Below are 23,863 nucleotides of genomic sequence, written 5' to 3'. Positions count from 1 at the left end.
ATTTTCAAGAAATTAGGGTTCATCTTGGTGCAGTTTTTGTAGCCCTTTTTAGCTAAAGGGTAAGAAAGTGAGCGTGTGCTCACATACTAATTTAGAGACCTAACGCGGCTCTAATCCAAAGGGTAATTTTTCTAAAGGTATGTTGTTTTTACCCTGAAACTTTTTCCAATCAAACTGCCTGCCTGGGTCAGCTTTTCTGCCTGGCGCAATATCGCTGTGCCCTGCAAATTGAAGATTGGGATAAACGGAGTGTATTTGGGAGCTTAATTTAGCCAAGGCGAGGTACTGAATATCCTCAAAGGGATGATCGCCATCCCCCTCTAGCTCAATACCAATCGAAAAATCATTGCACTTTTCTCGCCCCAAAAAGGATGAGGCGCCAGCATGCCAGGCTTTGTTGTGGGTGGATACGAACTGAAAGACCTCGCCACGGCGAGAAATCAAAAAATGGCTGGATACCTTTTGATCAGCAATTTCGTCAAAATAGGGATGCAAGGAAGAATCAAGCTTGTTTTGAAAAAAATCCATGATGAAGTGGGTGGAATTTTTATCAACAAATCCACTGGGCGGAAGACTGATGTAATGAATCACTACCAAATCCGGCGCAAGGCCTTCTGGTCGAACATCTTGGTTAGGTGAGTTTCGCCAAGCAGCAGAACCAAGCCAGCCTTGGGCGTCCAAGCTATTGAGATGCTCTTGAGAGCAATAGAAGCGCGCCTCCTGCATGATCGCTTCAGACTTTGGAAGATGCACAGAGCAATGGTTGCACTGGACAATTACCTCCGGCTCAACAACCTTACTTCTCTCTGCCTTTATCTTGCTAGCCTCATCCGTATTGAGCTTTACTTGTTTTTTACCTTTTATCCAAAGGTAAAAAGCACCTGCGCCAGCAATTAATAGAAGCCACTTAATCAAAACGTCATGCTCTCTGAAGAATCACTTCCAACACAAATCGACTGCCAACATAGGCCAGAAGCAAGGCGGCATAAGCACTCAAGACCCAACGAACAGCTACGCGCCCACGTAAACCAACGCGCCAACGGGCTATTAGAAGGCCAGAAAATAAGATCCAGGAGATCAAAGCAAAAATAGTTTTGTGGTCGAAAACAAGTGGCTTACCAAATAGCGTTTGCGAAAACAGGAGTCCAGAAAATACTGTCAAACTCAGCAGTGCAACACCCACGTAAAGCAAGCTGAAAAGGAGACTTTCCATTGCCATCAATGGCGGCAAGTCTTCTAACCAATGGGAAATACGACTATTAGGGATGACGGCCAGCTGCCGATGTAATGCTCGATCCTGAATACTCATCAACATGGCATGCATTGCAGCCAAACTCAATAATCCAACTGAAATAGTGGCAACAATAAAGTGCCCCTTAAACCAGGGATCGGAGACCGCTTTTGGAGAAATCAAGGTGCCGGAAAACATGACTGGCAATACAGAGCAAACCAGAGCAAAACACAAGACAAGCCATCGCAAACTGGAGATCGGCAGGAACCATGACTGAAACCAGTAAAAGGCAAGGCCCACCCAAGCAATCAGAGAAAGATCTTGAGCGAAACCAAATACAAATCCCTCGGGTGTAAAAACCGAGTCATGTAACTCAATTCCGTGCACCAGCAAAATCAATAGAATCAATGCCTGAACTAGGCCTGTAAAAGCCGGAGATTCAATCTTTCCCTTGGGCCGCGAACCCAAAAAGACCAAAAGAAGTAAATAAAGTGCAGAAGGGAGCCAGCCTAAGCTTGAGTAACCTAAAATATCCATCTAGAAAGTCTAATCGATAAATGCTTGAGAATCTCACCGATCGCCTATCTCGTGTTGTTAAAACAATGCGGGGGCAAGCGCGCCTTACCGAGGCAAACACTGCAGAAATGCTCCGGGAGATCCGCCTGGCCTTGCTGGAGGCGGACGTTGCGCTTCCAGTCGTTAAATCCCTACTTGAGCAAATTAAATTTAAAGCCCTTGGCGAAGAGGTGGTCGGAAGCCTCAGCCCAGGTCAGGCGCTGGTTGGTGTTGTTCAGCGTGAACTAGCCCAAGTCATGCGAGGTGACGCTACCCAAAGTGGCGAACTGAATCTGGCAACCCAACCACCAGCAGTCATCCTGATGGCCGGCTTACAAGGTGCAGGAAAAACCACCTCGGTTGGTAAGTTAGCCAAGTTTTTGCAAGAAAAGAAGAAAAAGAAAGTGCTCACTGTCTCTTGTGACGTCTATCGTCCTGCGGCTATCGAGCAGCTAGAGACTGTCAGCAAACAAGTTGGCGCTGAGTTTTTCCCAAGCAACATCAATCAAAAGCCGAGTGAAATCGCTGCGGCAGCATTGGATTGGGCGCGCCGCCATTACTTTGATGTGTTGTTAGTAGATACAGCCGGTCGTCTCGGTATTGATGAAGCGCTGATGCAAGAGATCAAAACCTTGCACGCCAACCTCAATCCAATTGAAACACTGTTTGTGGTGGATGCCATGCTGGGTCAAGATGCAGTCAACACAGCTAAAGCTTTCCATGAAGCTCTTCCACTTACCGGTGTAATTCTTACCAAACTAGATGGTGATTCACGCGGTGGCGCGGCGCTTTCAGTGCGTCAGGTTACTGGAGTACCACTCAAGTTCATTGGCGTTGCCGAAAAAATGGACGGCCTCGAAGCATTTGATGCTGAAAGAATGGCAAGCCGTATTTTAGGCATGGGCGATATTCTTGCCCTAGTTGAGCAAGCCCAACAAAACGTGGATGTTGCCAAGGCTGAAAAGCTGGCAAGTAAGATTTCTAAAGGTGGATTTGATCTAGGCGACTTTCGGGATCAACTCGCACAAATGCAACAAATGGGCGGCATGGCCAGCTTGATGGATAAGTTACCAAGTCATATGGCACAAGCGGCATCCAAAACGAATTTGAGTGCTGCCGATAAACAAACCAAACGCATGCGCGGCATCATCGACAGCATGACTCCAAAGGAACGTGCGAAACCTGAGTTGCTAAAAGCGACTCGCAAACGACGCATTGCAGCTGGTGCGGGTGTCGAGGTTCAAGAAGTGAATCGTTTACTGGCACAGTTTGAGCAAATGCAAACCATGATGAAACAATTCAAGGGCGGCAAGATGGCGCGCACCATGGCCTCCATGGCAGCTAAAGGAGCCGCCAAAGGTATTGGCGGACTCTTTAAAAAATAAGACTTAAAAACTGTTTGATTTAAGAAACAAGTTTCTTAGCTGCATCAACTGCAGCAATCACTTTTGCTTTAATGTCTGCTAGTGGGATATTTTCTGATTCAGTATCAGTACGACCTTTAAATTCCACTTGAGCATCTGCAAGACCGCGATCACCAATCACAACGCGGAACGGAACACCAATGAGCTCCCAATCAGCAAACATCGCGCCCGGTCTCTCGCCTCGATCATCGAGTACTACATCTACGCCGGCAGCAACCAATTCATCATGTAATTGATCAGCAGCAACTTTCACCGCCTCTGACTTGTCGTAACCCATTGGACAGATCACCACTTCAAATGGTGCCATCGAAATCGGCCAAATAATTCCACGCTCATCATTGCCCTGCTCAATTGCAGCGCCCAGTAAACGCGTTACGCCAATACCATAACAACCCATCACCATCGGCTGGGCTTTGCCTTGCTGATCTAAGTAAGTGCAGCCCATCGCCTCAGAGTAACGCGTACCCAATTGGAATACATGACCTACCTCAATACCGCGACAAATATCGACAACCCCTTTACCATCAGGCGAAGGATCTCCCGCTACGGCATTACGTAAATCCATCACCACAGGCTCTGGCAAATCACGGCCCCAGTTCACACCAGTTAAGTGATGACCAGCATCATTAGCGCCACATACAAAGTCAGCCATATTGGCAACGGTACGATCTGCGACTACAGTAACATCTGCAGTCACACCAACTGGGCCTAAATAACCCGCTGGCGCATTACAGGCTTGCTTGATTTCAGCTTCACTAGCAAAGCGTGATTCAGTCATACCAGGAATCTTGCTCGCCTTGATTTCATTAAGCTCATGGTCACCACGCACTAGCACCATAAATAATTTTGCTGGGCCTTTTTCTTGATCAGCAGCAAACAGTAAGGACTTCACGGTTTGCTCTAGCGGCAAGTTTAAAAACTTAGCAACGTCTGCACAGTTTGTTTGATTTGGTGTCGCGATCTTAGTCATCGTCTGAGTTGCAGTAGCACGTGCCCCAATCAATGAGACTGATTCAGCAGCTTCTAGATTGGCAGCGTAATCCGAGCTCGGGCAATAGACAATCGCATCTTCACCAGTATCGGCAATCACATGAAACTCTTGACTGCCTGATCCACCAATAGCGCCGTTATCTGCTGTGACTGCACGGAACTTCAAACCCATGCGCTTGAAGATACGAGTGTATGCATCAAACATGATTTGATAGGACTTCTTCAGACCCTCAGCATCACGGTCAAAGGAGTAAGCATCCTTCATACTGAACTCGCGTCCACGCATAATTCCAAAACGTGGGCGGCGCTCATCGCGGAACTTCGTCTGAATTTGATAAAAATTCACTGGGAGCTGTTTGTAACTCTTGATTTCGTTGCGAGCTAAATCGGTCACTACCTCTTCAGAGGTTGGCTGAATTAAAAAATCGCGATCATGACGATCTTTGATGCGGAGCAATTCTGGGCCCATCTTTTCCCAACGACCGGTCTCTTGCCATAACTCTGCAGGTTGAATCATGGGCATGAGTAACTCAATGGCACCAGCGCGATTCATTTCTTCGCGAATAATATTTTCAACCTTGCGGATGGACTTCAAACCCAAGGGCAGATAGTTGTAAATGCCTGCACTGAGCTTACGAATTAAACCGGCGCGCACCATGAGTTTGTGCGATACCACCTCAGCGTCTGAAGGGGCTTCTTTAAGCGTAGCGAGAAATGATTGTGAAGCTTTCATGTATGGATATAATCAAATCATTGATTTTAAAGGATTTGAGGCGCGATCTCATGCTTGACCGTGAAGGGTATCGACCCAATGTCGGCATAGTCATCCTCAATAGCCATAACGAGGTTTTCTGGGGAAAACGCGTTGGGCAGCATTCGTGGCAGTTCCCGCAGGGCGGGATTCAACATGGAGAGAGCCCAGAGCAGGCCATGTACCGCGAATTGCATGAGGAAGTTGGCTTGTTGCCAGAACATGTCCAAATTATTGGACGAACCAGGGATTGGCTTCGTTATGACGTCCCGGAGGAATTCTTACGCCGCCAGCAAACCTCAAAAAATCATCGCGCAAGCTATCGCGGCCAAAAACAAATCTGGTTTTTACTGCGTTTAGTAGGCCTTGATAGCGATATTCACCTACGCGCCTCGGAGCATCCTGAGTTTGATGCTTGGCGCTGGGTGCCTTTTTGGATTCAACTCGATTCCGTCATTGATTTCAAGCGCGAAGTCTACCAATTAGCCCTTTCTGAGCTTGCGCGCTATTTATCCCGCGGCATGCGTATGCAGCAACTTGCCTGGGGATCTCCGCTCGATTTACTTCAATCCTGGTACGGAGAAGAGGAAAATGAGTTCAAAGAAGAAAAGCCAACCGATAAACCATGATGAAATTCTCTATTTGCAGTCTTCGACTTCCCATCCTCAGTCTAGTTTTGGGTTTGGCCCTCGCTGGATGTGCTGGCGACCCTTTAGAAAGTGGTGTTGATCCATTTGCACCGATGGTCTTTAAAGAGGGTGCAACAGCGATGCCGCTAAATCCTCCCAATAAAGCAACTATTCAGCCTTTTTATGTCTCACAACAGACTATTTTTAAGTTTGCAGTTGATACCAACTCTATTTTGATTGGCAACGATGGCATCACCAGATATACCGTGATTCTGACAAGCCCCAATGGCAACAGCCAAGTCCAATACGAAGGTATTCGCTGTGACTCCTTCCAATGGCGCCTCTATGGCACCCTAGAGAATGGTGTCTGGAAAGAAAATCCCTTATCCACTTGGCGTGCTATTCAGAGCAATGTACCAAATCGTTATCAAGCCGCATTGGCCCAAGGTGCATTTTGCAATTTCTCTTCTCAAGAAAAGAGCATCAAGGCCATCGTTAATTCACTTAATCCGAACGGCTTTACTGGGCAGAGTAAACCTACTAACTCAAATGGCGTGATGTAATTTAAAAAATCTGAAGCTAATCTAATGACTTAGGAAGCACTTAAGCAGGTACCAATTTTTTTCCCACTCATCAAGCGAGTAAGAACCTGAGGCTCGTGCCCAGAAGCGATGACAGTATCTGCGCCCGTTAAAGCGGCAACTTTCGCGGCCAATACTTTGGTCAGCATGCCGCCCTTACTTAACTCGCTTGCAGCGCCGCCAGCCATTTTCTCTAAAGTAGGATCACCAGCAATAGCATCACTTAACAAAGTAGCGGAGGCATCTTGACGCGGGTCGGCAGTATATAAGCCACCCTGATCCGTCAGGATTACCAATAAATCCGCATGAATTAAATTCGTTACCAAAGCAGCCAAGCTATCGTTATCGCCAAATTTAATTTCGTCGGTAACCACGGTATCGTTTTCATTGATGATGGGAACAACGCCCAACTTCAACAAGGTATCTAAAGTTGCCTTGGCATTAGCATTGCGCTCAACATCTGCCAAATCAGCATTAGTTAATAGGACCTGTGCGCTGCGTAAATTAAAACGTGCAAAACAACTTTCATAAACTTGCACCAGGCCCATCTGACCAACGGCGGCCGCAGCTTGCAGCTGATGAATTTCTGTAGGGCGCTTATTCCATCCAAGACGTTGCATTCCCTCAGCAATCGCGCCAGAACTGACCATCAACACCTCATGGCCATCGGCTAATAAGGTAGCCATTTGCTCGGCCCACATACCAATTGCAGCATGATCCAAGCCCTCACCATTATTGGTGACTAGGCTTGAGCCTACTTTCACTACGATTCGTTTAGTTTTCTGAGTGTTCATAACAAATACGGATCTCAAGTGACTACTGATTAATCTGGAGTCTTATCTTCTGGCTGAACTTGATCTTGGTAACGCGGATCAGCAGCACGCTCATCTGCATCGTCCCGATCCTTGCGAACAGAATCTAAATAATCCTGCAATGAGTAGCACAGCTTATCGCAACCTAGACCTGTCAAGGCAGAGATCTCAAATACGGGACCCTTCCACTTAAACCGTTTAATAAAGTCCGCAACTACCTTCTTGCGATCTTCCTCAGGAATCATATCGACTTTGTTCAGCACTAACCAGCGTGGCTTTTCAACTAGAGCTTCATCGTACTTACGCAATTCGTTCACAATAGCAACGGCATCGGCTACCGGATCAATATTGTCATCAAACGGTGCGATGTCAACTAAATGCAAGAGCACACCAGTACGCTGTAGGTGCCTTAAGAAACGATGGCCCAAACCAGCACCTTCAGCAGCACCCTCAATCAATCCAGGAATGTCAGCAATCACGAAGCTGCGCTCAGCGCCTACACGCACTACACCTAAATTCGGGTGCAGCGTTGTAAATGGATAGTCTGCAATCTTTGGACGTGCATTAGATACGGCGGTAATCAAAGTCGATTTACCGGCATTAGGCATGCCCAGCAAACCTACGTCAGCCAATACCTTTAGTTCTAACTTGAGCTTACGACGCTCGCCATCTTTCCCATTCGTCTTTTGGCGAGGGGCGCGGTTCGTACTACTCTTAAAGTGAATATTTCCCCAACCACCAACACCGCCCTGCGCCAAGCAAAGACGCTCACCGTGAGTGGTTAAGTCAGCAATCGGCTCACCAGTTTCATAATCAGAAATGATGGTGCCCACTGGCATACGCAACTCAATGTCGTCACCAGCGCGACCATAGCAATCAGCGCCACGGCCAGGCTCACCATTTTTTGCGGTGTGCGTTTTAGCGTAGCGATAGTCAATCAAGGTATTGATGTTGCGATCCGCAGTAGCCCAAACGCTTCCGCCTTTGCCGCCGTCGCCACCATCAGGACCACCGAATTCGATAAACTTTTCGCGGCGCATAGAGGCACTCCCGGCGCCACCTTGGCCAGCTATGACTTCAATACGAGCTTCGTCTATAAATTTCATGAATAAAAAAGGCCTCGCTTAGCGAGGCCTGTTCCTAAGAGTAAAATTCGGAATAAATCTGAATCAAACGTGTCTCAGTCAGGCGTCTTATGAACGCGGGAGAACTGAAACCTGGGCCTTCTTCAAAGCACCCTTAACGCCAAATTCCACTTGTCCGTCAACTAAGGCAAACAAAGTGTGATCTTTACCAATACCAACGTTCATACCCGGATGTACTCGTGTACCACGTTGACGAATGATGATGCTGCCAGCGTTGATTTGCTCGCCGCCAAAAACTTTAACGCCTAAGCGTTTCGATTCTGAGTCGCGGCCATTTCGTGTCGAGCCGCCGCCTTTTTTCTGTGCCATATCTTTTCTCCTGCTATTGAGCCGTTAGCCTAAATTAGGCTTTAATCGTGTTAATCAGAATTTCTGTGTAATTCTGACGATGGCCTTGGTGCTTTTGATAATGCTTGCGACGGCGCATCTTAAAGATTGTCACTTTATCGTGACGTCCCTGGGAGACGACAGTGGCCATCACAGCTGCACCATTAACCAATGGATCACCCAATTTGAGTGAAGCGCCTTCGCCTACGGCTAAGACTTGGTCAAGAGTGATTTCGCTGCCGATTTCCGCTGGTATCTGTTCTATTTTCAATTTTTCGCCTGCAGCAACTTTATACTGTTTGCCACCGGTTTTTATGACCGCGTACATGGTGTGAAACCTCAATTAATATCTACATTTAAGCTAATCCACCCTGGATGAGCTAAGCCAATTATTATATCTTGCATGAGGAGCACTGTCAAAAACAACGAATTAAGCCAAATTTTGGCCCCAATTGCCTTAGATTTCAAGGCCTTAGATGAAGTTATTCGCCTGCGATTGGCCTCAAAAGTCGCCTTAATTGATCAAATCTCGACTTACATCATCCAGGCAGGTGGCAAACGGGTTAGACCCGCCCTTTTACTTTTAGTCAGCAAAGCTTTAGCCAATAACCAAGCGAACCCACATGCACTAGAGCTGGCAGCAGTGGTGGAATTTATCCATACAGCCACCCTTTTGCATGACGATGTTGTTGATGAATCCACCCTCAGAAGGGGTAGAGAAACCGCCAATGCTGCTTTTGGCAATGCAGCAAGCGTGCTAGTAGGCGATTTTCTGTATTCAAGGGCCTTTCAGATGATGGTGGGGCCCAATGACCTACGAATCATGGAAATTCTGTCCGATGCCACCAATACGATTGCTGAGGGCGAGGTTTTACAACTTCTCAATATGAACGACCCTGAAGTCGATGAAGAAAGCTATTTGCGGGTGATCCGATATAAAACCGCTAAGTTATTTGAAGCATCTACAGAGCTTGGGGCAGTTTTGGCTGGGACCGATGCCAAGCAAAGAGAGCAGTCTGCAGCATTTGGTCGCCATATTGGCACCGCCTTTCAATTAATGGATGACCTTCTCGATTACACCGCTGATGCATCCCAAATGGGGAAAAATGCTGGTGATGACTTAAGAGAAGGCAAGCCTACGCTACCACTCATTTATCTTCTTGAAAATGGCAGCACCGAGGAGCGCTTACTGGTTCGTGCAGCAATTGAACAAAATCAAGATTTGCCAGATGATGTCTTCCAACAGATTCTGAGTGCGGTTCAAAATTCTGGCGCGTTGGATTACACCCAAGCTGCCGCAAAGCGAGAAGTTGATCTCGCACTCGAATGCCTTAAAGAATTTCCTCAAAATGAGGCGACAACAGCGCTACATGCCTTGAGTAGATACTCGCTATCTAGACAGGCCTAAGCGCCAACACTTTTCATTCTGATATCACGCGCTGTGATGCGCGCTTTTTCAGCTTCATCACGCAATCGCGATATCTCCTCCGGAGACAATCGATCAAGATTGGAATAATCTAATTTCCAAGTGGGGTCAACTGACCACACTAAGGGGGACTGCACCGTGGTTCGGGCACCTGGAGCACCTTCAAGCAAGCGCAGAGCCAATTCAAAATTAGAGTCTTGCGATTGCTCATCATTAGGGAGTGCCGCAGCATTACCTAGCGGAAAGTCACTAAAAAGCAAGCGAGGCACTCCGCAATATTCAACAATGTCTTTCGCCGCCCCCATAATGACCGTCGGCATACCAGCCTCCTCCAAATAACGTGCCAATAAGCTTTGACTTTGATGACAAATCGGGCAATTTGGAATTAATACAGCAACATCAACATGATCTGCGCGCATCTTGCTCAGAATCAAAGGTGCATCCATTTCCAGAGTATGGCGTTGGCTGCGATTAGTTGGTAAGCCGTAAAAATGCTGGGATAGGGATTGAATGCGTCCCTTTGCAACAGCCCGCTTTGCCGCACTGATTGGAAACCAACAACTACTATCTTGCATGTTGGCATTGAGCCTATCAACACCGACATGCGCAATACGCAGATCTACACTCTCATCAGTTGGGTAGATATAGGGGTCATAAAACTTAGCTGCAGCGTTATAGGGTGCGCCAGGTCCTTGAGGGCCCTTGCTAGCATCAAAGGGAACGGCAGTAGTTACTAAACCCAGGATCGATTGATTAAGAGGCTTTTGCAACAGAGTAAAAGGCACATCAATGTAATGCGCCCAAACATACGGCGTTTCATACCCCAAACCAAGATAGTAATTACGGGTACGCTCAATATAGCGAACTGGCTGATCTAATTCGGGCGCAAAAAGTAATTCAGAATGCTTAGCCATCAATCCATCCCTGTAAGATATTGCTTATAAATATTAACCATCAGGAGAATTCATTATGGCTCAATGGCTCAGGTTTCAACATCAAGGCAAGACCGGCTTAGGACAAGTACAAGGTGATCAGGTTGCCGTGTACACCGGTGATCTATTCAATCATCCGCAAGCTACTGGCGAGACATTGAAGTTATCTGATGTCACTATCGATATCCCATGCACCCCATCCAAAATGGTTGCTATGGTAGATAACTTTCATGCGCTAGTGACCAAGCTTGAGCATGCTGTACCAGCAGAGCCTTTGTATTTTCTGAAAGGCAATAATTCTTTCTTGGCAGCCAACCAAGTCATCCGCACTCCCAAGTCTTACTCTGGAAAAGTAGTTTATGAAGGTGAACTCGGCATTGTCATTGGTAAAGCCTGTCATGAAGCAGATGAGACTCAAGCAGCTCATGCTATTTTTGGTTACACCTGTATTAACGATGTCACTGCAATTGAGATATTAAATCGCGATCCTGGATATGCCCAGTGGACGCGCTCCAAGAGTTTTAATACCTTTGGCGTCTTCGGCCCATACATCACTACGGATGTAGATCCAAGCAAGTTAACAATTAAAACAATCCTCAATGATCAAGAACGTCAGAACTATCCCGTCTCCGACATGATTTTTCCAGTAGCAAAATTAGTCAGCCTAATCTCTCAAGATGTGCCACTGCAAGCTGGTGACATCATCGCCTGTGGTACCTCTGTTGGTGTTGGCTCTATGAAGCCCGGTAGCAATGTCAGCATCATTATTGAGGGTGTTGGACGCCTGGACAATCGCTTCGAATAAATGATCAAGGTTGTTGATCTAAAACTAAACCCTCAAAACAAAAACCCTCGCTATGTTTAGTAGCGAGGGTTTTTTAATGCTCAATTACTTTGAATATTGAATCGACCTATTGCAGCAGATTCTTAATAACCAGAAACAGATGGCAATGCCAAGCTACCCTTAGAGGCTTGGACATTTTCATCAAGATACTTTGTTAAAGCAAAGACTGTATTGAGGCACGGTGTTGGTATTTTGGTAATCTGGCCAAGCTCAATTACCGAGCCCAATAAGGCATCAATCTCCAAGCTACGACCTGCTTCTAAGTCCTGCAACATCGAGGTCTTGTGTTTACCCACTTTCTCTGCACCAGCAATACGACGTTCAATATCCACCCGGAAAGTGACACCCAACTTCTCAGCAATAGTTTGTGCTTCAGCCATCATATTGCGGGCCAACTCTTTAGTCAGTGGATATTGGCAAATACCTTCCAATGTTCCGTGAGTCAAAGAGCTGATTGGATTGAAGGTCATATTGCCCCACAATTTCAGCCAAATCTCAGAGCGAATATCTTCCAGGATAGGTGACTTAAATCCAGCTGCTGACATCATTTCAGATATCTTCTGAATACGTTCAGTTTGCTGACCATCTAGCTCGCCTAATGGGAAGCGATTACCTTCAACGTGACGAATCACACCAGGGGCTTGAGTAAAGGTAGCCGGATACACTACGCAACCAATAATGTTATTGGGATTGATTGCATTTTTAGCAACGCCACCCGCATCAACCGTTTCAACCGAGTGATCTCGATAGTCGCCACCCAACTTCTGGAAGTACCACCAAGGAATTCCGTTTTGCATCGGAATTAGAATTGTCTCAGGCCCCATGATCGCAGCGAGATCTTCAATGATCGGCTCAACCTGATGGGCTTTTACTGCCAAAATCACCACATCAGGTGTTTCGGCATCCCGAATTTTTTCAACCGCTTTTACCTCTGCTACCAAAGGCTCAGGCTGGTCATCCATAATTAATGCAAGGCCACGCTCTTTGATTGCTGCCAAGGTTGCGCCACGGGCGACTACTGTAACGTCATTACCGGCTCGTGCCAACATGACAGCAAGATAGCCGCCAATCGCACCCCCTCCACCGATCACACAGATTTTCATAGGAACTCCATAAAGATAAAAAATTTTGAATTAATCTCATATTAGAGGAGAACATTTAGGGGTGCAATAAAATATTGAGGCCCTACTTATTCAGTGCGCCTGAGCGTGCTATTGGCCTCGGCCCTGCTATCAAGCCACCCAACAGCATGCCGATAATGCTGACTAAAAGGCCAGCCAATTGAGGGGGAAGGATTGCTGTCGGGGCCATCATTTCGCAGCCTATCCAAGCTACTAAGCCCCCTAAAACAGCTAACAAACCACCCAAAGAATTTGCTCTTGACCAATACACGCCAAATGCTAAGGGTACAAAAGCTGCTACGAGCGTGATCTTGTAGGCATTTTCAACCATCTTAAAAATAGATAGCTCTGAATTAATTGCAAAAAAGGTAACCGCTACGGTAAAACAGAGGACGGTGATTCGCATAATCTTCAGTAAGTGTTGATCAGATAAATGCTTAAAAAACCCTCGTACAATATTTTCAGCGAAAGTGACAGAGGGTGCTAACAGAGTGGCACTGGCACAACTTTTAATTGCCGACAGTAAGGCGCCAAAAAACATTACCTGTGCAATTAATGGAGCATGATTCAGAATAAGCTTAGGCAAAATCATTTGTGGATCAGTGTCGATGTGCTGCTTTACCAAATCCGGGCTAATGATGGTTGCTGAATAAGCCAGGTATAAGGGCACAAAGGCAAATACAAAATACAGAACCCCACCCAATAAGGCTGCCTGAACGGCAATGTTGACGTTCTTGGAGGATGTAATCCGCTGAAAGACATCTTGCTGTGGAATGGAGCCCAGCATCATGGTGCACAAAGCCGCAGTAAAACCCAGCATGGAGGCAAGGTTCATATCGGGCCAAAAATTAGAGAATTGACCTGCTGCGAGTGCATGATCAAAAACGATACCAACTCCTCCAACTTGGGTTGTCATTTCTCCACCAATGTAGAGCATGCCCACCACAATAATGATCATCTGAATGAAATCGGTTATGGCTACTGACCACATACCGCCAAACAAGGTATAAATCAGCACACTCCCAGCACCAATCAACATGCCGGCTGTTTGCGTGATGCTGCCATCGGAAACTACATTAAAAACTAGGCCAAGGGCTTTAATTTGAGCTGAAACCCAGCCTAAATAAGAGATCACAATACAAAGGGTCACCAGCACTTCCACGGTACGACCGTATTTCTCCCTAAAGAAATCACCGATTGTGAGCATTCGACGGTTGTAGAGGTGACGAGCAAAAAACAGGCCCACCAATATGAGGCATAAAGATGAGCCAAAGGGGTCAGATACGATTCCACCTAAACCCTCTTTTAAGAAGGTTGCAGGAATGCCTAAAACTGCCTCCGAGCCAAACCAAGTGGCAAATACGGTGGCGGTAACAATAGGCAAAGGAAGGCTATGACCTGCTGCGGCAAAGTCAGCGGTGTTTTTGACTCGTAGCGCAGCCCATAGACCAATGCCTACAGAAACCACCCAATAGATGATGACAAACCAAATCAACATCGCCTAATTTCTCCTTCTGGAATTTGCACAAATTATATGGCTTTGTTACTTATGGCATTTAAGCAATTAGGGTTAAATTTGGGCATGCCGGTCTGACATAATTCAGGGGTGAATTCCGCCGTGCACCCTAAAGAGAACCCCAATAGCGATTTAGCCTATCAAAAAGCGATTTTGGGTTCTGTATCACGCACTTTTGCGCTCACAATCCCTCTATTGCCACCAGCGATTGAAATAGTGGTTGGCAACACCTATTTACTGTGCCGTATTGTCGACACGATCGAGGATGCGGCTGAGCTCAATCCAGCAGAAAAACAGCACTTATCTAAGCTATTTTTAGAGGCGACACTAGGGACTATTCCAGTAGCGTCATTTGTAACTCCCTGCCTAGATGCTCTCAAGAGCTATTCCAATGCTGATGAGCTTGATTTAATTGCGCACACCCCTACTGTTCTTCGCATTCTGCACACTTTCCCAGATAGCGATCAAGCTGCCATTAGCCGCTGTGTTTCGATTATGTCTGATGGTATGTCCCATTTTCATAATCGACAATCGCAAGAGGGATTAAAAGACCTCGCAGAATTTGAAGAGTATTGCTATGTAGTAGCTGGCGTAGTGGGCGAGTTATTGACAAGTATTTTTAGTAACTACTCCCCTGTGTTTGCAAAACGGATTCAAGGACATGAGCAGTTAGCCATCGCTTTTGGTCAAGCCTTACAAATGACCAATATTCTGAAAGACTCACCAGCAGATCGTGCACGTGGAGTTTCCTGGAAGCCAGCGCAGATGAGCCAAGTAGAGCTTCTGAAGCTTGCCTACGAAAAACTTCAAGACTCAATGAGCTACATTCTTTTACTTCCAGAGAATGAAATAGGCATGAGACGCTTCTGCTTCCTAGCCTTCGGGCTTGCTGTTATGACACTTGAAAAAATTGCCAGCAGAAAAGAATTTAGCAATCAGTCTGAAGTGAAACTATCTAGAAATTCCGTTTGGATTTTTTACGCCTTCACAAAGATCGCGGCCGGAAATAAACTCTTAATGAAATCATTCTTTTACGCAGCATCTCAGCAACTTAGAAAACTCTCGACCAAGAATACCTAAAGCACGCCCTCATGCTTTAAGAGCCAAATTTTGATCTGGCGATAAAAACCCGGACTATCCTCTTTCATAAAACCCCCAAGACCTTGAGCGGAAACTACTCTATGGCACGGAGTAACCAAAGGGTAAGGGTTGGCACCGCAAGCAGTACCAACTGCACGAGGTCCACTTTTAATCTGTTTTGCAATCTCACCATAGGTAATGGTCCTTCCCGCCTCAATGCCTAGAGTGGCATTCCAGACTTTTTGCTGGTGAGGCGTGCCGGCAGGCTTGAGTGGGATATCAAATGTTGATGAAGCGTCATTGAAGTATTGAATGCTCTGCTTTGAAAAAGCCTTCGCCAAGGCATTCCCGGGAGGAATCAAGGCAGCATCTAGTGGCAGATAATCAATTTTTGAGATCATCAGACTGCCATCTACTAGCTCAGTTTGCACGCCTAGACGCCCAAAAGGGGCGGGTATCACGCAATACTCGATTGATTTAAGGGTCGGCATGCAGAAGATTCTGACACAGATTGAGGGGTAAATTCATACAGGATTCCGATATAGCTATAGCTACTGAAATAGCACTTTGCTATATTGGTTGTTCCTTATTCTTTGCAGGCATAACTGATGGACACTTTTTTTGATGATTGGCCTTTTATTGGCCAAGTCGCATTAGTCCTATTCTTACTCGCACTCTCTGGTTTCTTTTCTATGGCCGAAACCAGCATGCTTTCTTCCAATCGTCATCGCCTGCGCGCCATGGCTCATGGTGGCAATGCTGGAGCTGCACTTGCCGAGCGACTATTAAAGCGCATGGATTCACTGCTTTCAGTACTGCTGATATCGAATAATCTTATCAACACCATCCTACCAATCTTAGTTACTGGTATTGCTTTACATATTTTTGGCGATAGCGGCCTAGTGTTATCTATTGCCACATTAGTTGTTGCTCTACTCATCATTATTTTTAGCGAGATCACTCCGAAAGTGATCGGCGCAGCCTTTCCAGAAAAAATTGCGAGTAATGTTGGCTGGCTCATTCTCCCCCTCACCTTTGCACTGAAGCCACCACTCTGGTTCATCAATAGCTTTGTATCGGGGTTGATGAAGGTATCAGGATTACAAGCTTCAACTGATAAGGGAGTCATGAGCAAAGAAGAGTTGCGTAGCTTAGTTCTGGAATCTAATCGATTTGTTTCTGCCCACCATCGCAATATCTTGCTAAATCTTTTCAATCTTGAAAATATTTTGGTTGATGATGTGATGACACCGCGCTCAAAAATTGAAGTGCTAGATCTCTCTCGCCCTATTGACGAGGTAATAGAACAATTAGAAACCTGCTATCACAACAAACTTCCAGTATGCGATGGCGACTCTGAGCGCATTGTCGGAATTCTATCTGTGAAAAAAGCACTCTCATTGCTAGGTAATGCAGAGCTTCATCATGAAGATTTTAGATCTCTGCTCAATGAGCCCTACTTCATTCCTAGTGGGACGCCCGTTCTGCAGCAGATGCAATTTTTCCAGGATAACCAACAGCGACTCAGCTTAGTCGTGAATGAATATGGCGAAGTCCTTGGTCTAGTCACTTTTGAGGATATTGTGGAAGAGCTTATCGGCGAGTTCACCACTTCATTCTCCAATCTTTCTAATGAACCTCATTGGCTTGCTGATGGAACTTACCTTGCTAGCGGTACTGCCTCATTGCGAGATTTAAATCGACTTCTGAAGTTGGATCTCCCGCTCGATGGGCCCCGTACCTTAAACGGTCTTATCCTAGAAAAGCTCGAAGCAATTCCTGATTATGATGTCAGCATTCGAATTGCTGGCGTGGTGATGGAAATCGTACAGTTTGATGAGCAGGGCGTAAAAACAGTGAAGCTATACCAACCCCTCACTCAACCGAATCAAGATTGAGCGACTTACTACATGACTCTCACATTATTCGGACCTGGCATGACATCGCTGTTGATGCATTAAATAATCGGGCTACGGATATTCATATTGAGGCGAGATCTCTAGAAACAGTAGTGCGCACGAGAATCGATGGTCGCCTCACTCTACAAAACCAATACCCCATTGATTTTCATGAACGTCTAATCACGCGCATCAAAATATTGGCACGTCTTGATATTGCAGAAAAACGTTTACCTCAAGATGGTCGTCTTGTGATTGGCCATGACTTTAGCCACCCCAATATCGATTGCCGAGTATCTATTCTTCCCACCTTATATGGTGAAAAAGCGGTAGTACGTATTTTGCCCAGCTGCTTGGAAGAGTTGGCACTGGATCAAATTGGATTACTGCCAGAGCAACTAGGAATAGTTCGAGACGCTATTAGCCAAACCAATGGATTGATTCTGGTAACAGGGCCTACCGGAAGCGGTAAGACTCGAACCTTATATAGCTGTTTGAACTCATTGAACCAAGTGCAACGTAATATTTGCTCAGTCGAAGATCCAATTGAAATTCGGCTACCTGGAATAAATCAAGTGACTTATCACCCAAAAGCGGGATTAGATTTTTCAGTCATTATTCGCGCACTCTTGCGCCAAGATCCGGATGTCATCATGATTGGTGAAATACGGGATGCTGCCAGTGCACAGCTTGCTATTCAAGCAGCACAAACCGGGCATTTAGTTTTAAGCACTCTTCATACACGCAATGCCATTGGCGCATTAAGCCGACTTAAAAGCCTTGGAGTAGATCAAGAGTCTATTGAATCTTGTCTTCGTTGCGTTAGCTCTCAAAGATTAATTCGTAAACTCTGCAATCAATGCAATCTCAACCTGAGTAAGGCGCCTTGTAAGCTTTGTAAGGGATCTGGCTATTTTGGACGTATTGGCATCCATGAGGTGTTGGGAAGCAAACATTTATTTGAATCAGCTCATGCGCTTGATATCCACGCAGCAGGGGCGCAATTACTACAGTCCGGCTTAGTAGATCAGATATCGCTAGATGCCGAGCTTGGCACTTGGCATTAGTCCGAATGCTTTTTCAGAAAACACTTAGCAAGTCTGAGCAACTCCATTTTGCAGAGCAGATGCTCGCCCTGCTTCAGGCTGGACTTCCCTTGCTTAATGCCATCCAGCTACTGATTCAGTCTGCACCAAAATCCTGGCAGGTTTGGCTAAAGGATGTGCGCGCACTGCTACAAAAAGGTAATAGTTTTTCTTTTTGCCTAAGCGCACAAGATGGAAAATTCTCTTCAGAATTTACTAATCTCATCAGGGTCAGCGAGAGAACTGGTGACCTTGGCTTGGCGCTACGCACAATCTCACAACAACTAGAAGCCCAGATTGAGCTGCGAAGAAAAGTACTGCAGTCACTAACATATCCCATCATTACTTTAGCAACGTCTTTTCTGCTTGTCCTAGTCATGATGATATGGGTTGTACCCGTATTTAAGGAAGTCTTTGGACATTTTCAGGCTGAGCTACCAGCACCAACCAGAATCCTCATCTCTATTTCTACAGGCATTCAAAATTACTTTATAGAAATATTGCTGAGCATTCTCTTAATGGCCACAGGTTTTGTGTATACCTGGCTCAAATCAAGCTCACTCCAAAAATACTGTGATGTCCTCTTATTACGCATGCCATTCTTTGGCAATCTCTTTAGGCTGGCAACGCTGAGCCACTGGTGTCGTACCCTAGGTCATTTATTAGAAACAGGTTTACCACTCCCAGATGCTCTGAGGGTTACTGCACAATCCTCTAATCACTGGGTGAGCCATGACTTTAGTGCGGAGATATTTAAACACCTCACTCGTGGCTGGCCCTTGGGAGAATCACTCAAACGAGCCGATCCTCAGTCAAGAATTCTTGACGTAGAGACATTACTGCTTCTTCATATCGGCGCAGAAAGTGGCGCATTGGCTGAGATGTTAAATAAGCGCGCTACCACCCTAGGCTCACAGCTGAGTAGCCGACTCAATGCACTCAGCCAAAGCTTGGAGCCTGCATTAATTCTGTTTGTTGGCGCCGTCATTGGTAGCTTAGTCATAATCTTATATCTACCCATTTTTAATTTAGGACAAATCGTTTAGTGGATCCCAAAGTAACTATCTTGATAGTTCAATCTCTGCTGATACTGGCTTTGCTGTACTTGGCTTATATTGATTGGCGCACTTTCCGCCTGCCGAATGCAATCACCCTCCCCTTGATCCTTCTAGGGATTGCTTTCAACGCATTTTCAGACTTACGCTTTACCACCCCAAGCTCGGCATTCTTTGGGGCATTTCTAGGATATGGTTTTTTGTGGGTATTAAATACTAGCTTTCGCCTCCTGAAAAACCGAGATGGGATTGGCATGGGTGACGCGAAGCTCTTAGCGGCGCTGGGTGCCTGCTTAGGCTGGAGCACTTTACCTAGCATCCTCCTCATGGCTTCCGTTACAGGGGTACTGGGTGGCATTATTTGGCTCAAATTGCGCAGACATCATTTAAGGGAAGCATTTCCTTTTGGCCCTTTTTTAGCTATTGCTGGCATCATTGAGTTGTTATGGCCTCAACTCATTCAAACTTGGATTCTGCCCAAGCTGATCTAAAAGCCTTGAAAGGGAAAATTCCCCTGATTGGCTTAACAGGTGGCATTGGGTCTGGCAAAACGGCAGTTAGTGACCTGCTGGCTGGGCATGGAGCCGGCATTATTGATACAGATAAGATCTCACATCAAATCACTGCTCCTGGCGGAACAGCCATTCCACTGATTACCAAGGCTTTCGGTGCCGACTTTATTAATCCCCAAGGCGCTCTTGATCGATCCAAAATGCGGTCTGTAGTATTCGAAAATCCTAGCGCCCGTCAGGTTTTAGAGCACATCACCCACCCCTTAATTCAAGAGGAAACTGCCAAGCAAGCCCTTGAACTAGCGAAGTCTGGAGTGCCCTACCTGGTTTTTGTGGTTCCCCTCTTAATTGAATCTGGATTTTGGATCAAGTTCATTGACCATCTTGTGGTGGTGGATTGCCCAGAAGAAACCCAAATTCAACGAGTGATGCACCGCAACAATATGACACGCTCCGATGTGGAAAATATTCTCAAAGCACAAACTAGCCGAAATGCTCGCCTAACAGCAGCTAATGCTGTAATTGAAAATCAGGGTGGCTTAGATGAGCTCAAACCAGCAGTTTTAAAACTGCACCAACAATTGCTCAAAATTTTAGAAGAACCTTTAAGTTCGTCATAGAATATAGGCTTGTGATTGTCTACGAATACCCCTTCAATGAATTAGTTCGAAGCATGCTTCGACTAGAGTATTTGTTCGCCCGCTTTAATCACTTCCTTCGATCCGATGATCCCGAGCTACACCACAATGCCATTGCCATGTTGTTTGACCTGGGTGACATTGGATCTCGAGGCGATATTAAATCCCTGCTTCTCAAAGAATTTGAGCGTCAAAGATATACCTTGAATGGTTTAAAGTCCTCCCAAAAAGTAGACCAAGAAGCGCTTACACAAACTCTTTCTGAAATTGACAAAGCTGCGCAAAATATCAATCAGTCTGTGGGTAAGCCCAACGCTGCAATTACTGAGAGTGAGTGGCTTAATGCTATCCGGACCCGATTAAATATTCCTGGTGGGACAAGTCCAATTGATTTACCAAGCTACCATGCCTGGAAAAACACCCCCTCTACTCAACGTAGAGAATTGTTAGAAAAGTATGTTGCGCCACTTTTGCCATGGCATGAAGCTTGCCAGATTTTCTTAAGACTACTGCGCCAGTCTGGCGAGGCTAAAGATGTTGTGGCACATCAAGGTGCTTATCAACAGGCTCCATCAGGCAAGGTGTATCAATTAATGCGCATTGCTGTTGAAGATGACGCCCTCTTCTCAGAAATCAGCGCCAATAAATATCTACTCTCTATTCGGTTTCTGAAGATCGATCAAGACAAAAAGCCGCAAACCATGAATGAGGATGTGCCTTTTAGGCTCACCCTCTGCCAGCTTTAAATCTTTAGCTGTTTGAGCTTTTCTAGCATGGGCCACGCAGCCGGCAATAAAGGCTCTACCGTCGGAAGTGCATCTCCAAGCAACTGCCAAGAGAGCGCCTGACCCTCACAACCTGTAGGCACTCCAGACCATTTTCGAATGATGCTGACATGCAAGCGTACATAAGCATGTGGGTAGTCATGCTCTAAAATAACTAGCTCTTCACTAGACTCAATATCTATTCCAAGCTCTTCTTGTAATTCACGTTTTAGTGCTGCAAATACAGATTCGCCAGCTTCAATTTTTCCACCCGGCACTTCCCAGTAGCCAGCATAAGGCTTGCCCTCAGGGCGCTGGCCCATTAGAAACCGACCTTCCGCATCTAGCAGAATTCCAGCGGCAACTTCGTTTACAGGGCGATTGGTGTCACTCATAAATCGTCAGTGATTAAGCAGTATGTGAACCAGCCCAGTGCTTAGCAAACTGCCAAGCTACGCGACCAGAACGTGAGCCACGCTCTAGAGCCCAAACCAACGCTTCAGCTCTAGCACCCTCAATCTGCGCATCACTTAAACCAAAATGGCGTAACCAATGGGCAACAATCTCTAGATACTCATCTTGTTTTGGTGGATAGAAAGAAAGCCACAAGCCAAAACGCTCTGATAGAGAAATTTTTTCCTCCACAACTTCACCCGGATGAATTTCTCCATCGTCGCTATGAACATAACTCTCGTTGTCTTTCATATATTCAGGCAAGAGATGGCGTCGATTGGAGGTAGCATAAATCAAAATATTGTCGACTTGAGCTGATACAGAGCCATCTAAAGCAGACTTCATCGCCTTATAGCCAGACTCACCATCCTCAAATGAGAGGTCATCACAAAAAACAATAAAACGCTCTGGACGATCAGCTAATAAATCGGTGATATCAGCTAAGTCCGCCAAATGCTCTTTTTCAACTTCAACCAAGCGTAAGCCCTGGCTAGCAAACTCATGTAGGCTAGCTTTGATGAGGGAAGATTTTCCTGTACCACGAGCGCCTGTTAACAAAATATTATTTGCAGGTTTTTTTTGAATAAAGTTTTTCGTATTATCACGAATAGCGTCACGTTGACGATCGATATTTTTTAGATCATCAAAGGAGATATCGGCGACATGCTTTACTGGCTGCAAAAATCCAATGCTTCCAAAGATGCTATCGCGACGACGCCATCTAAAAGCAGTTGAAGATTTCCACTGCTCTTCGGTCAATGCTTTAGGCAGAAACGTCTCAAGATGACTTAAGAGTTGCTCTAATTTTTCATTCATTTCACGAATTCCTATGAGCGGTAATCAGCATTAATGGAAACGTAGTCATGCGATAAGTCACAGGTCCACATTGTTTCTTGCGCTGATCCGCGACCTAAGTCAACCTTGATAGTGATTTCTGGTGCCTGCATTACCCTTTGACCATCAGCCTCTTGGTAATCAGGATTGCGGCCACCATTCTTGGCAACCCACACGTCTCCAAGCCACATTTGTACTTGATTGACATCAAGGTCGGTGATGCCAGCATAGCCAATCGCAGCAAGAATACGGCCTAAATTAGGATCGCTCGCAAAGAAGGCGGTCTTTACTAAAGGCGAGTGGGCGATTGCTTCTGCTACCAAGCGACACTCCTCTTTGGTCTTGCCGCCTTGCACATCAATCGTAATAAATTTTGTTGCGCCCTCACCATCCCTCACAATCATTTGAGCAAGCTTACGCGCAAGATCAATTAATGCAGTCCGAACTAAACCATAACCAACATCATCTGTTGATTTAATCTGCACGGCTGATTGACCAGTTGCCATGATGATGAAGGAGTCATTGGTCGAAGTATCACCATCAATCGTAATTGCGTTAAATGACTGATCAGCAATCTCTTGAGTCAAGGAAGCAAGTAGGCCTGGCGCAAACCCAACATCAGTTGCGATGAATCCCAACATGGTTGCCATATTTGGATGAATCATTCCCGCGCCCTTACAGATACCAGTAATAGTCACGGGGCCAGAAGGAGTCTGCACCAGCACCGATGTCGCCTTAGGCTGCGTATCCGTTGTCATGATGGCTTCTGCAGCATCAAACCAATGGTCTTCGTCTAGGTTGGCCACTGCTTTTGGTAAAGCAGAAATCAATCTATCAATTGGAAGTGGCTCTAAAATCACGCCAGTTGAAAAAGGCAAAATTTGTTCTGGATTGAGCTTGAGCTCTTTTGCTAACTCGGCACAAGTTGCTAAAGCATCTTGCATGCCTCGCTCACCGGTGCCTGCATTGGCATTACCAGTATTGACTACCAAAGCACGAATCTCACCCTTAGACCCATCTAGAGCCAAATGCTCACGACAAACCTGAACCGGCGCAGCGCAGAAACGGTTTAAGGTAAAAACACCGGCAACTTGTGAGCCAGGGACTAAGGTCATCACCAATAGATCCTTACGATTGGCTTTTTTGATTCCAGCTTCAGCGATGCCCATCTGAAAACCTTTAACAGGCTTTAGTTGATTTTTTTGGGGTAGTGGTAAGTTAACTGTCATGATCTGACAATTGTAGATGAGGCATTGCCGA

The 23,863-nt window shown here is 45.9% G+C and carries 25 protein-coding genes and 1 pseudogene; 12 read left to right on the top strand and 14 right to left on the bottom strand.

All coding sequences use genetic code 11. The features are described 5' to 3' along the window. Nucleotides 1-99: 99 nt before the first annotated feature. Nucleotides 100-915, bottom strand: coding sequence for a 1,6-anhydro-N-acetylmuramyl-L-alanine amidase AmpD (ampD, locus tag C2747_RS01075; RefSeq protein ID WP_285896673.1), 816 nt, complete (start codon nt 913-915; stop codon nt 100-102). Between the two features lie 4 nt (nt 916-919). Continuing rightward, complete coding sequence (locus C2747_RS01070) at nt 920-1,639, bottom strand: cytochrome C assembly family protein (protein WP_251374780.1); 720 nt, start codon at nt 1,637-1,639, stop codon at nt 920-922. Nucleotides 1,640-1,788: 149 nt separating this feature from the next. On the opposite strand from C2747_RS01070, the gene ffh reads away from it, so the two are divergent. Further along, on the top strand, nt 1,789-3,171 hold the full coding sequence (gene ffh, locus C2747_RS01065; protein WP_215331883.1) for a signal recognition particle protein: 1,383 nt from the start codon (nt 1,789-1,791) through the stop codon (nt 3,169-3,171). Nucleotides 3,172-3,190: 19 nt separating this feature from the next. Here ffh and C2747_RS01060 read toward each other — a convergent pair whose 3' ends face one another. After that, complete coding sequence (locus C2747_RS01060; protein WP_215331882.1) at nt 3,191-4,933, bottom strand: proline--tRNA ligase; 1,743 nt, start codon at nt 4,931-4,933, stop codon at nt 3,191-3,193. 50 nt (nt 4,934-4,983) lie between these two features. Between C2747_RS01060 and C2747_RS01055 the strand changes: the two genes are divergently transcribed. Together C2747_RS01055 and C2747_RS01050 are read left to right on the top strand one after the other, a co-directional pair. Then, nucleotides 4,984-5,580, top strand: coding sequence for an RNA pyrophosphohydrolase (locus tag C2747_RS01055; RefSeq protein WP_215331881.1), 597 nt, complete (start codon nt 4,984-4,986; stop codon nt 5,578-5,580). After that, nucleotides 5,577-6,143 (top strand): CNP1-like family protein, encoded by a 567-nt coding sequence (locus tag C2747_RS01050; RefSeq protein WP_251374779.1) that lies wholly within the window; start codon nt 5,577-5,579, stop codon nt 6,141-6,143. Before C2747_RS01055 ends, C2747_RS01050 begins: the two co-directional genes overlap by 4 nt. Before the next feature lie 35 nt (nt 6,144-6,178). On the opposite strand, the pseudogene proB reads toward C2747_RS01050, so the two are convergent. The 4 genes and pseudogenes from proB to rplU form a co-directional block, all read right to left on the bottom strand. Continuing rightward, nucleotides 6,179-6,973, bottom strand: a pseudogene (proB, locus tag C2747_RS01045) (glutamate 5-kinase); the annotation flags it as partial. Between the two features lie 11 nt (nt 6,974-6,984). After that, nucleotides 6,985-8,079, bottom strand: a complete 1,095-nt coding sequence (gene obgE / locus C2747_RS01040; protein WP_215305744.1) for a GTPase ObgE — start codon at nt 8,077-8,079, stop codon at nt 6,985-6,987. Nucleotides 8,080-8,166: 87 nt separating this feature from the next. Then, complete coding sequence (gene rpmA, locus C2747_RS01035; protein ID WP_015420374.1) at nt 8,167-8,427, bottom strand: 50S ribosomal protein L27; 261 nt, start codon at nt 8,425-8,427, stop codon at nt 8,167-8,169. Between the two features lie 34 nt (nt 8,428-8,461). Beyond that, nucleotides 8,462-8,773, bottom strand: coding sequence for a 50S ribosomal protein L21 (gene rplU, locus C2747_RS01030; RefSeq protein WP_041484800.1), 312 nt, complete (start codon nt 8,771-8,773; stop codon nt 8,462-8,464). A gap of 75 nt (nt 8,774-8,848) precedes the next feature. Between rplU and C2747_RS01025 the strand changes: the two genes are divergently transcribed. After that, a complete protein-coding gene (locus C2747_RS01025) occupies nt 8,849-9,853 on the top strand; it encodes a polyprenyl synthetase family protein (RefSeq protein ID WP_215331879.1) in 1,005 nt (334 codons plus the stop codon). Here the strand turns inward: C2747_RS01025 and C2747_RS01020 are convergent. Further along, the gene (locus C2747_RS01020; protein ID WP_215331878.1) at nt 9,850-10,785 is read right to left on the bottom strand and encodes a reductase; all 936 of its coding nucleotides are present in this window, start codon (nt 10,783-10,785) and stop codon (nt 9,850-9,852) included. The genes C2747_RS01025 and C2747_RS01020 overlap by 4 nt on opposite strands. Before the next feature lie 55 nt (nt 10,786-10,840). Between C2747_RS01020 and C2747_RS01015 the strand changes: the two genes are divergently transcribed. Then, nucleotides 10,841-11,608 (top strand): fumarylacetoacetate hydrolase family protein, encoded by a 768-nt coding sequence (locus C2747_RS01015; RefSeq protein ID WP_215331877.1) that lies wholly within the window; start codon nt 10,841-10,843, stop codon nt 11,606-11,608. Between the two features lie 122 nt (nt 11,609-11,730). On the opposite strand, the gene C2747_RS01010 is transcribed toward C2747_RS01015, so the two are convergent. Together C2747_RS01010 and C2747_RS01005 are read right to left on the bottom strand one after the other, a co-directional pair. After that, nucleotides 11,731-12,750 carry a 2-dehydropantoate 2-reductase gene (locus C2747_RS01010; protein WP_215331876.1) on the bottom strand — a complete coding sequence of 340 codons (1,020 nt, stop codon included), beginning with the start codon at nt 12,748-12,750 and terminating at the stop codon, nt 11,731-11,733. Between the two features lie 82 nt (nt 12,751-12,832). Then, entirely contained in the window at nt 12,833-14,266 is a 1,434-nt protein-coding gene (locus C2747_RS01005) for a high affinity choline transporter 1 (protein ID WP_215331875.1), read from the bottom strand. 108 nt (nt 14,267-14,374) lie between these two features. On the opposite strand from C2747_RS01005, the gene C2747_RS01000 reads away from it, so the two are divergent. Beyond that, a complete protein-coding gene (locus C2747_RS01000) occupies nt 14,375-15,364 on the top strand; it encodes a squalene/phytoene synthase family protein (protein WP_215331874.1) in 990 nt (329 codons plus the stop codon). On the opposite strand, the gene C2747_RS00995 is transcribed toward C2747_RS01000, so the two are convergent. Then, nucleotides 15,361-15,855, bottom strand: a complete 495-nt coding sequence (locus C2747_RS00995) for a methylated-DNA--[protein]-cysteine S-methyltransferase (RefSeq protein WP_433915498.1) — start codon at nt 15,853-15,855, stop codon at nt 15,361-15,363. The two genes, C2747_RS01000 and C2747_RS00995, sit on opposite strands and share 4 nt — an antisense overlap. A 117-nt stretch (nt 15,856-15,972) precedes the next feature. On the opposite strand from C2747_RS00995, the gene C2747_RS00990 reads away from it, so the two are divergent. The 6 genes from C2747_RS00990 to zapD are packed head-to-tail and all read left to right on the top strand — an operon-like array spanning nt 15,973 to nt 21,298. Continuing rightward, nucleotides 15,973-17,262, top strand: coding sequence for an HlyC/CorC family transporter (locus C2747_RS00990; RefSeq protein ID WP_215331873.1), 1,290 nt, complete (start codon nt 15,973-15,975; stop codon nt 17,260-17,262). Continuing rightward, entirely contained in the window at nt 17,259-18,329 is a 1,071-nt protein-coding gene (locus C2747_RS00985; protein ID WP_215331872.1) for a GspE/PulE family protein, read from the top strand. The genes C2747_RS00990 and C2747_RS00985 overlap by 4 nt, the downstream gene beginning before the upstream one ends. A 5-nt stretch (nt 18,330-18,334) precedes the next feature. After that, nucleotides 18,335-19,393, top strand: coding sequence for a type II secretion system F family protein (locus tag C2747_RS00980; RefSeq protein WP_215331871.1), 1,059 nt, complete (start codon nt 18,335-18,337; stop codon nt 19,391-19,393). Continuing rightward, nucleotides 19,393-19,893, top strand: coding sequence for a prepilin peptidase (locus C2747_RS00975; RefSeq protein ID WP_215331870.1), 501 nt, complete (start codon nt 19,393-19,395; stop codon nt 19,891-19,893). The genes C2747_RS00980 and C2747_RS00975 overlap by 1 nt, the downstream gene beginning before the upstream one ends. After that, entirely contained in the window at nt 19,848-20,534 is a 687-nt protein-coding gene (coaE, locus tag C2747_RS00970) for a dephospho-CoA kinase (protein ID WP_251374778.1), read from the top strand. The genes C2747_RS00975 and coaE overlap by 46 nt, the downstream gene beginning before the upstream one ends. Before the next feature lie 11 nt (nt 20,535-20,545). Beyond that, complete coding sequence (zapD, locus tag C2747_RS00965) at nt 20,546-21,298, top strand: cell division protein ZapD (protein ID WP_215331869.1); 753 nt, start codon at nt 20,546-20,548, stop codon at nt 21,296-21,298. On the opposite strand, the gene C2747_RS00960 is transcribed toward zapD, so the two are convergent. The 3 genes from C2747_RS00960 to argJ are packed head-to-tail and all read right to left on the bottom strand — an operon-like array spanning nt 21,295 to nt 23,832. Further along, nucleotides 21,295-21,711, bottom strand: coding sequence for an NUDIX domain-containing protein (locus C2747_RS00960; protein WP_215331868.1), 417 nt, complete (start codon nt 21,709-21,711; stop codon nt 21,295-21,297). The genes zapD and C2747_RS00960 overlap by 4 nt on opposite strands. Before the next feature lie 13 nt (nt 21,712-21,724). Then, nucleotides 21,725-22,585, bottom strand: a complete 861-nt coding sequence (locus C2747_RS00955; protein WP_215331867.1) for an ATP-binding protein — start codon at nt 22,583-22,585, stop codon at nt 21,725-21,727. A gap of 11 nt (nt 22,586-22,596) precedes the next feature. Then, the gene (gene argJ / locus C2747_RS00950; protein ID WP_215331866.1) at nt 22,597-23,832 is read right to left on the bottom strand and encodes a bifunctional glutamate N-acetyltransferase/amino-acid acetyltransferase ArgJ; all 1,236 of its coding nucleotides are present in this window, start codon (nt 23,830-23,832) and stop codon (nt 22,597-22,599) included. Nucleotides 23,833-23,863 lie beyond the last annotated feature (31 nt).

The sequence above is a fragment of the Polynucleobacter corsicus genome, assembly GCF_018688255.1.
Lineage (GTDB): Bacteria > Pseudomonadota > Gammaproteobacteria > Burkholderiales > Burkholderiaceae > Polynucleobacter > Polynucleobacter corsicus.
The sequence above is the reverse complement of the archived record's forward strand: the minus strand, read 5'-3'. Positions and strand labels throughout refer to the sequence as shown.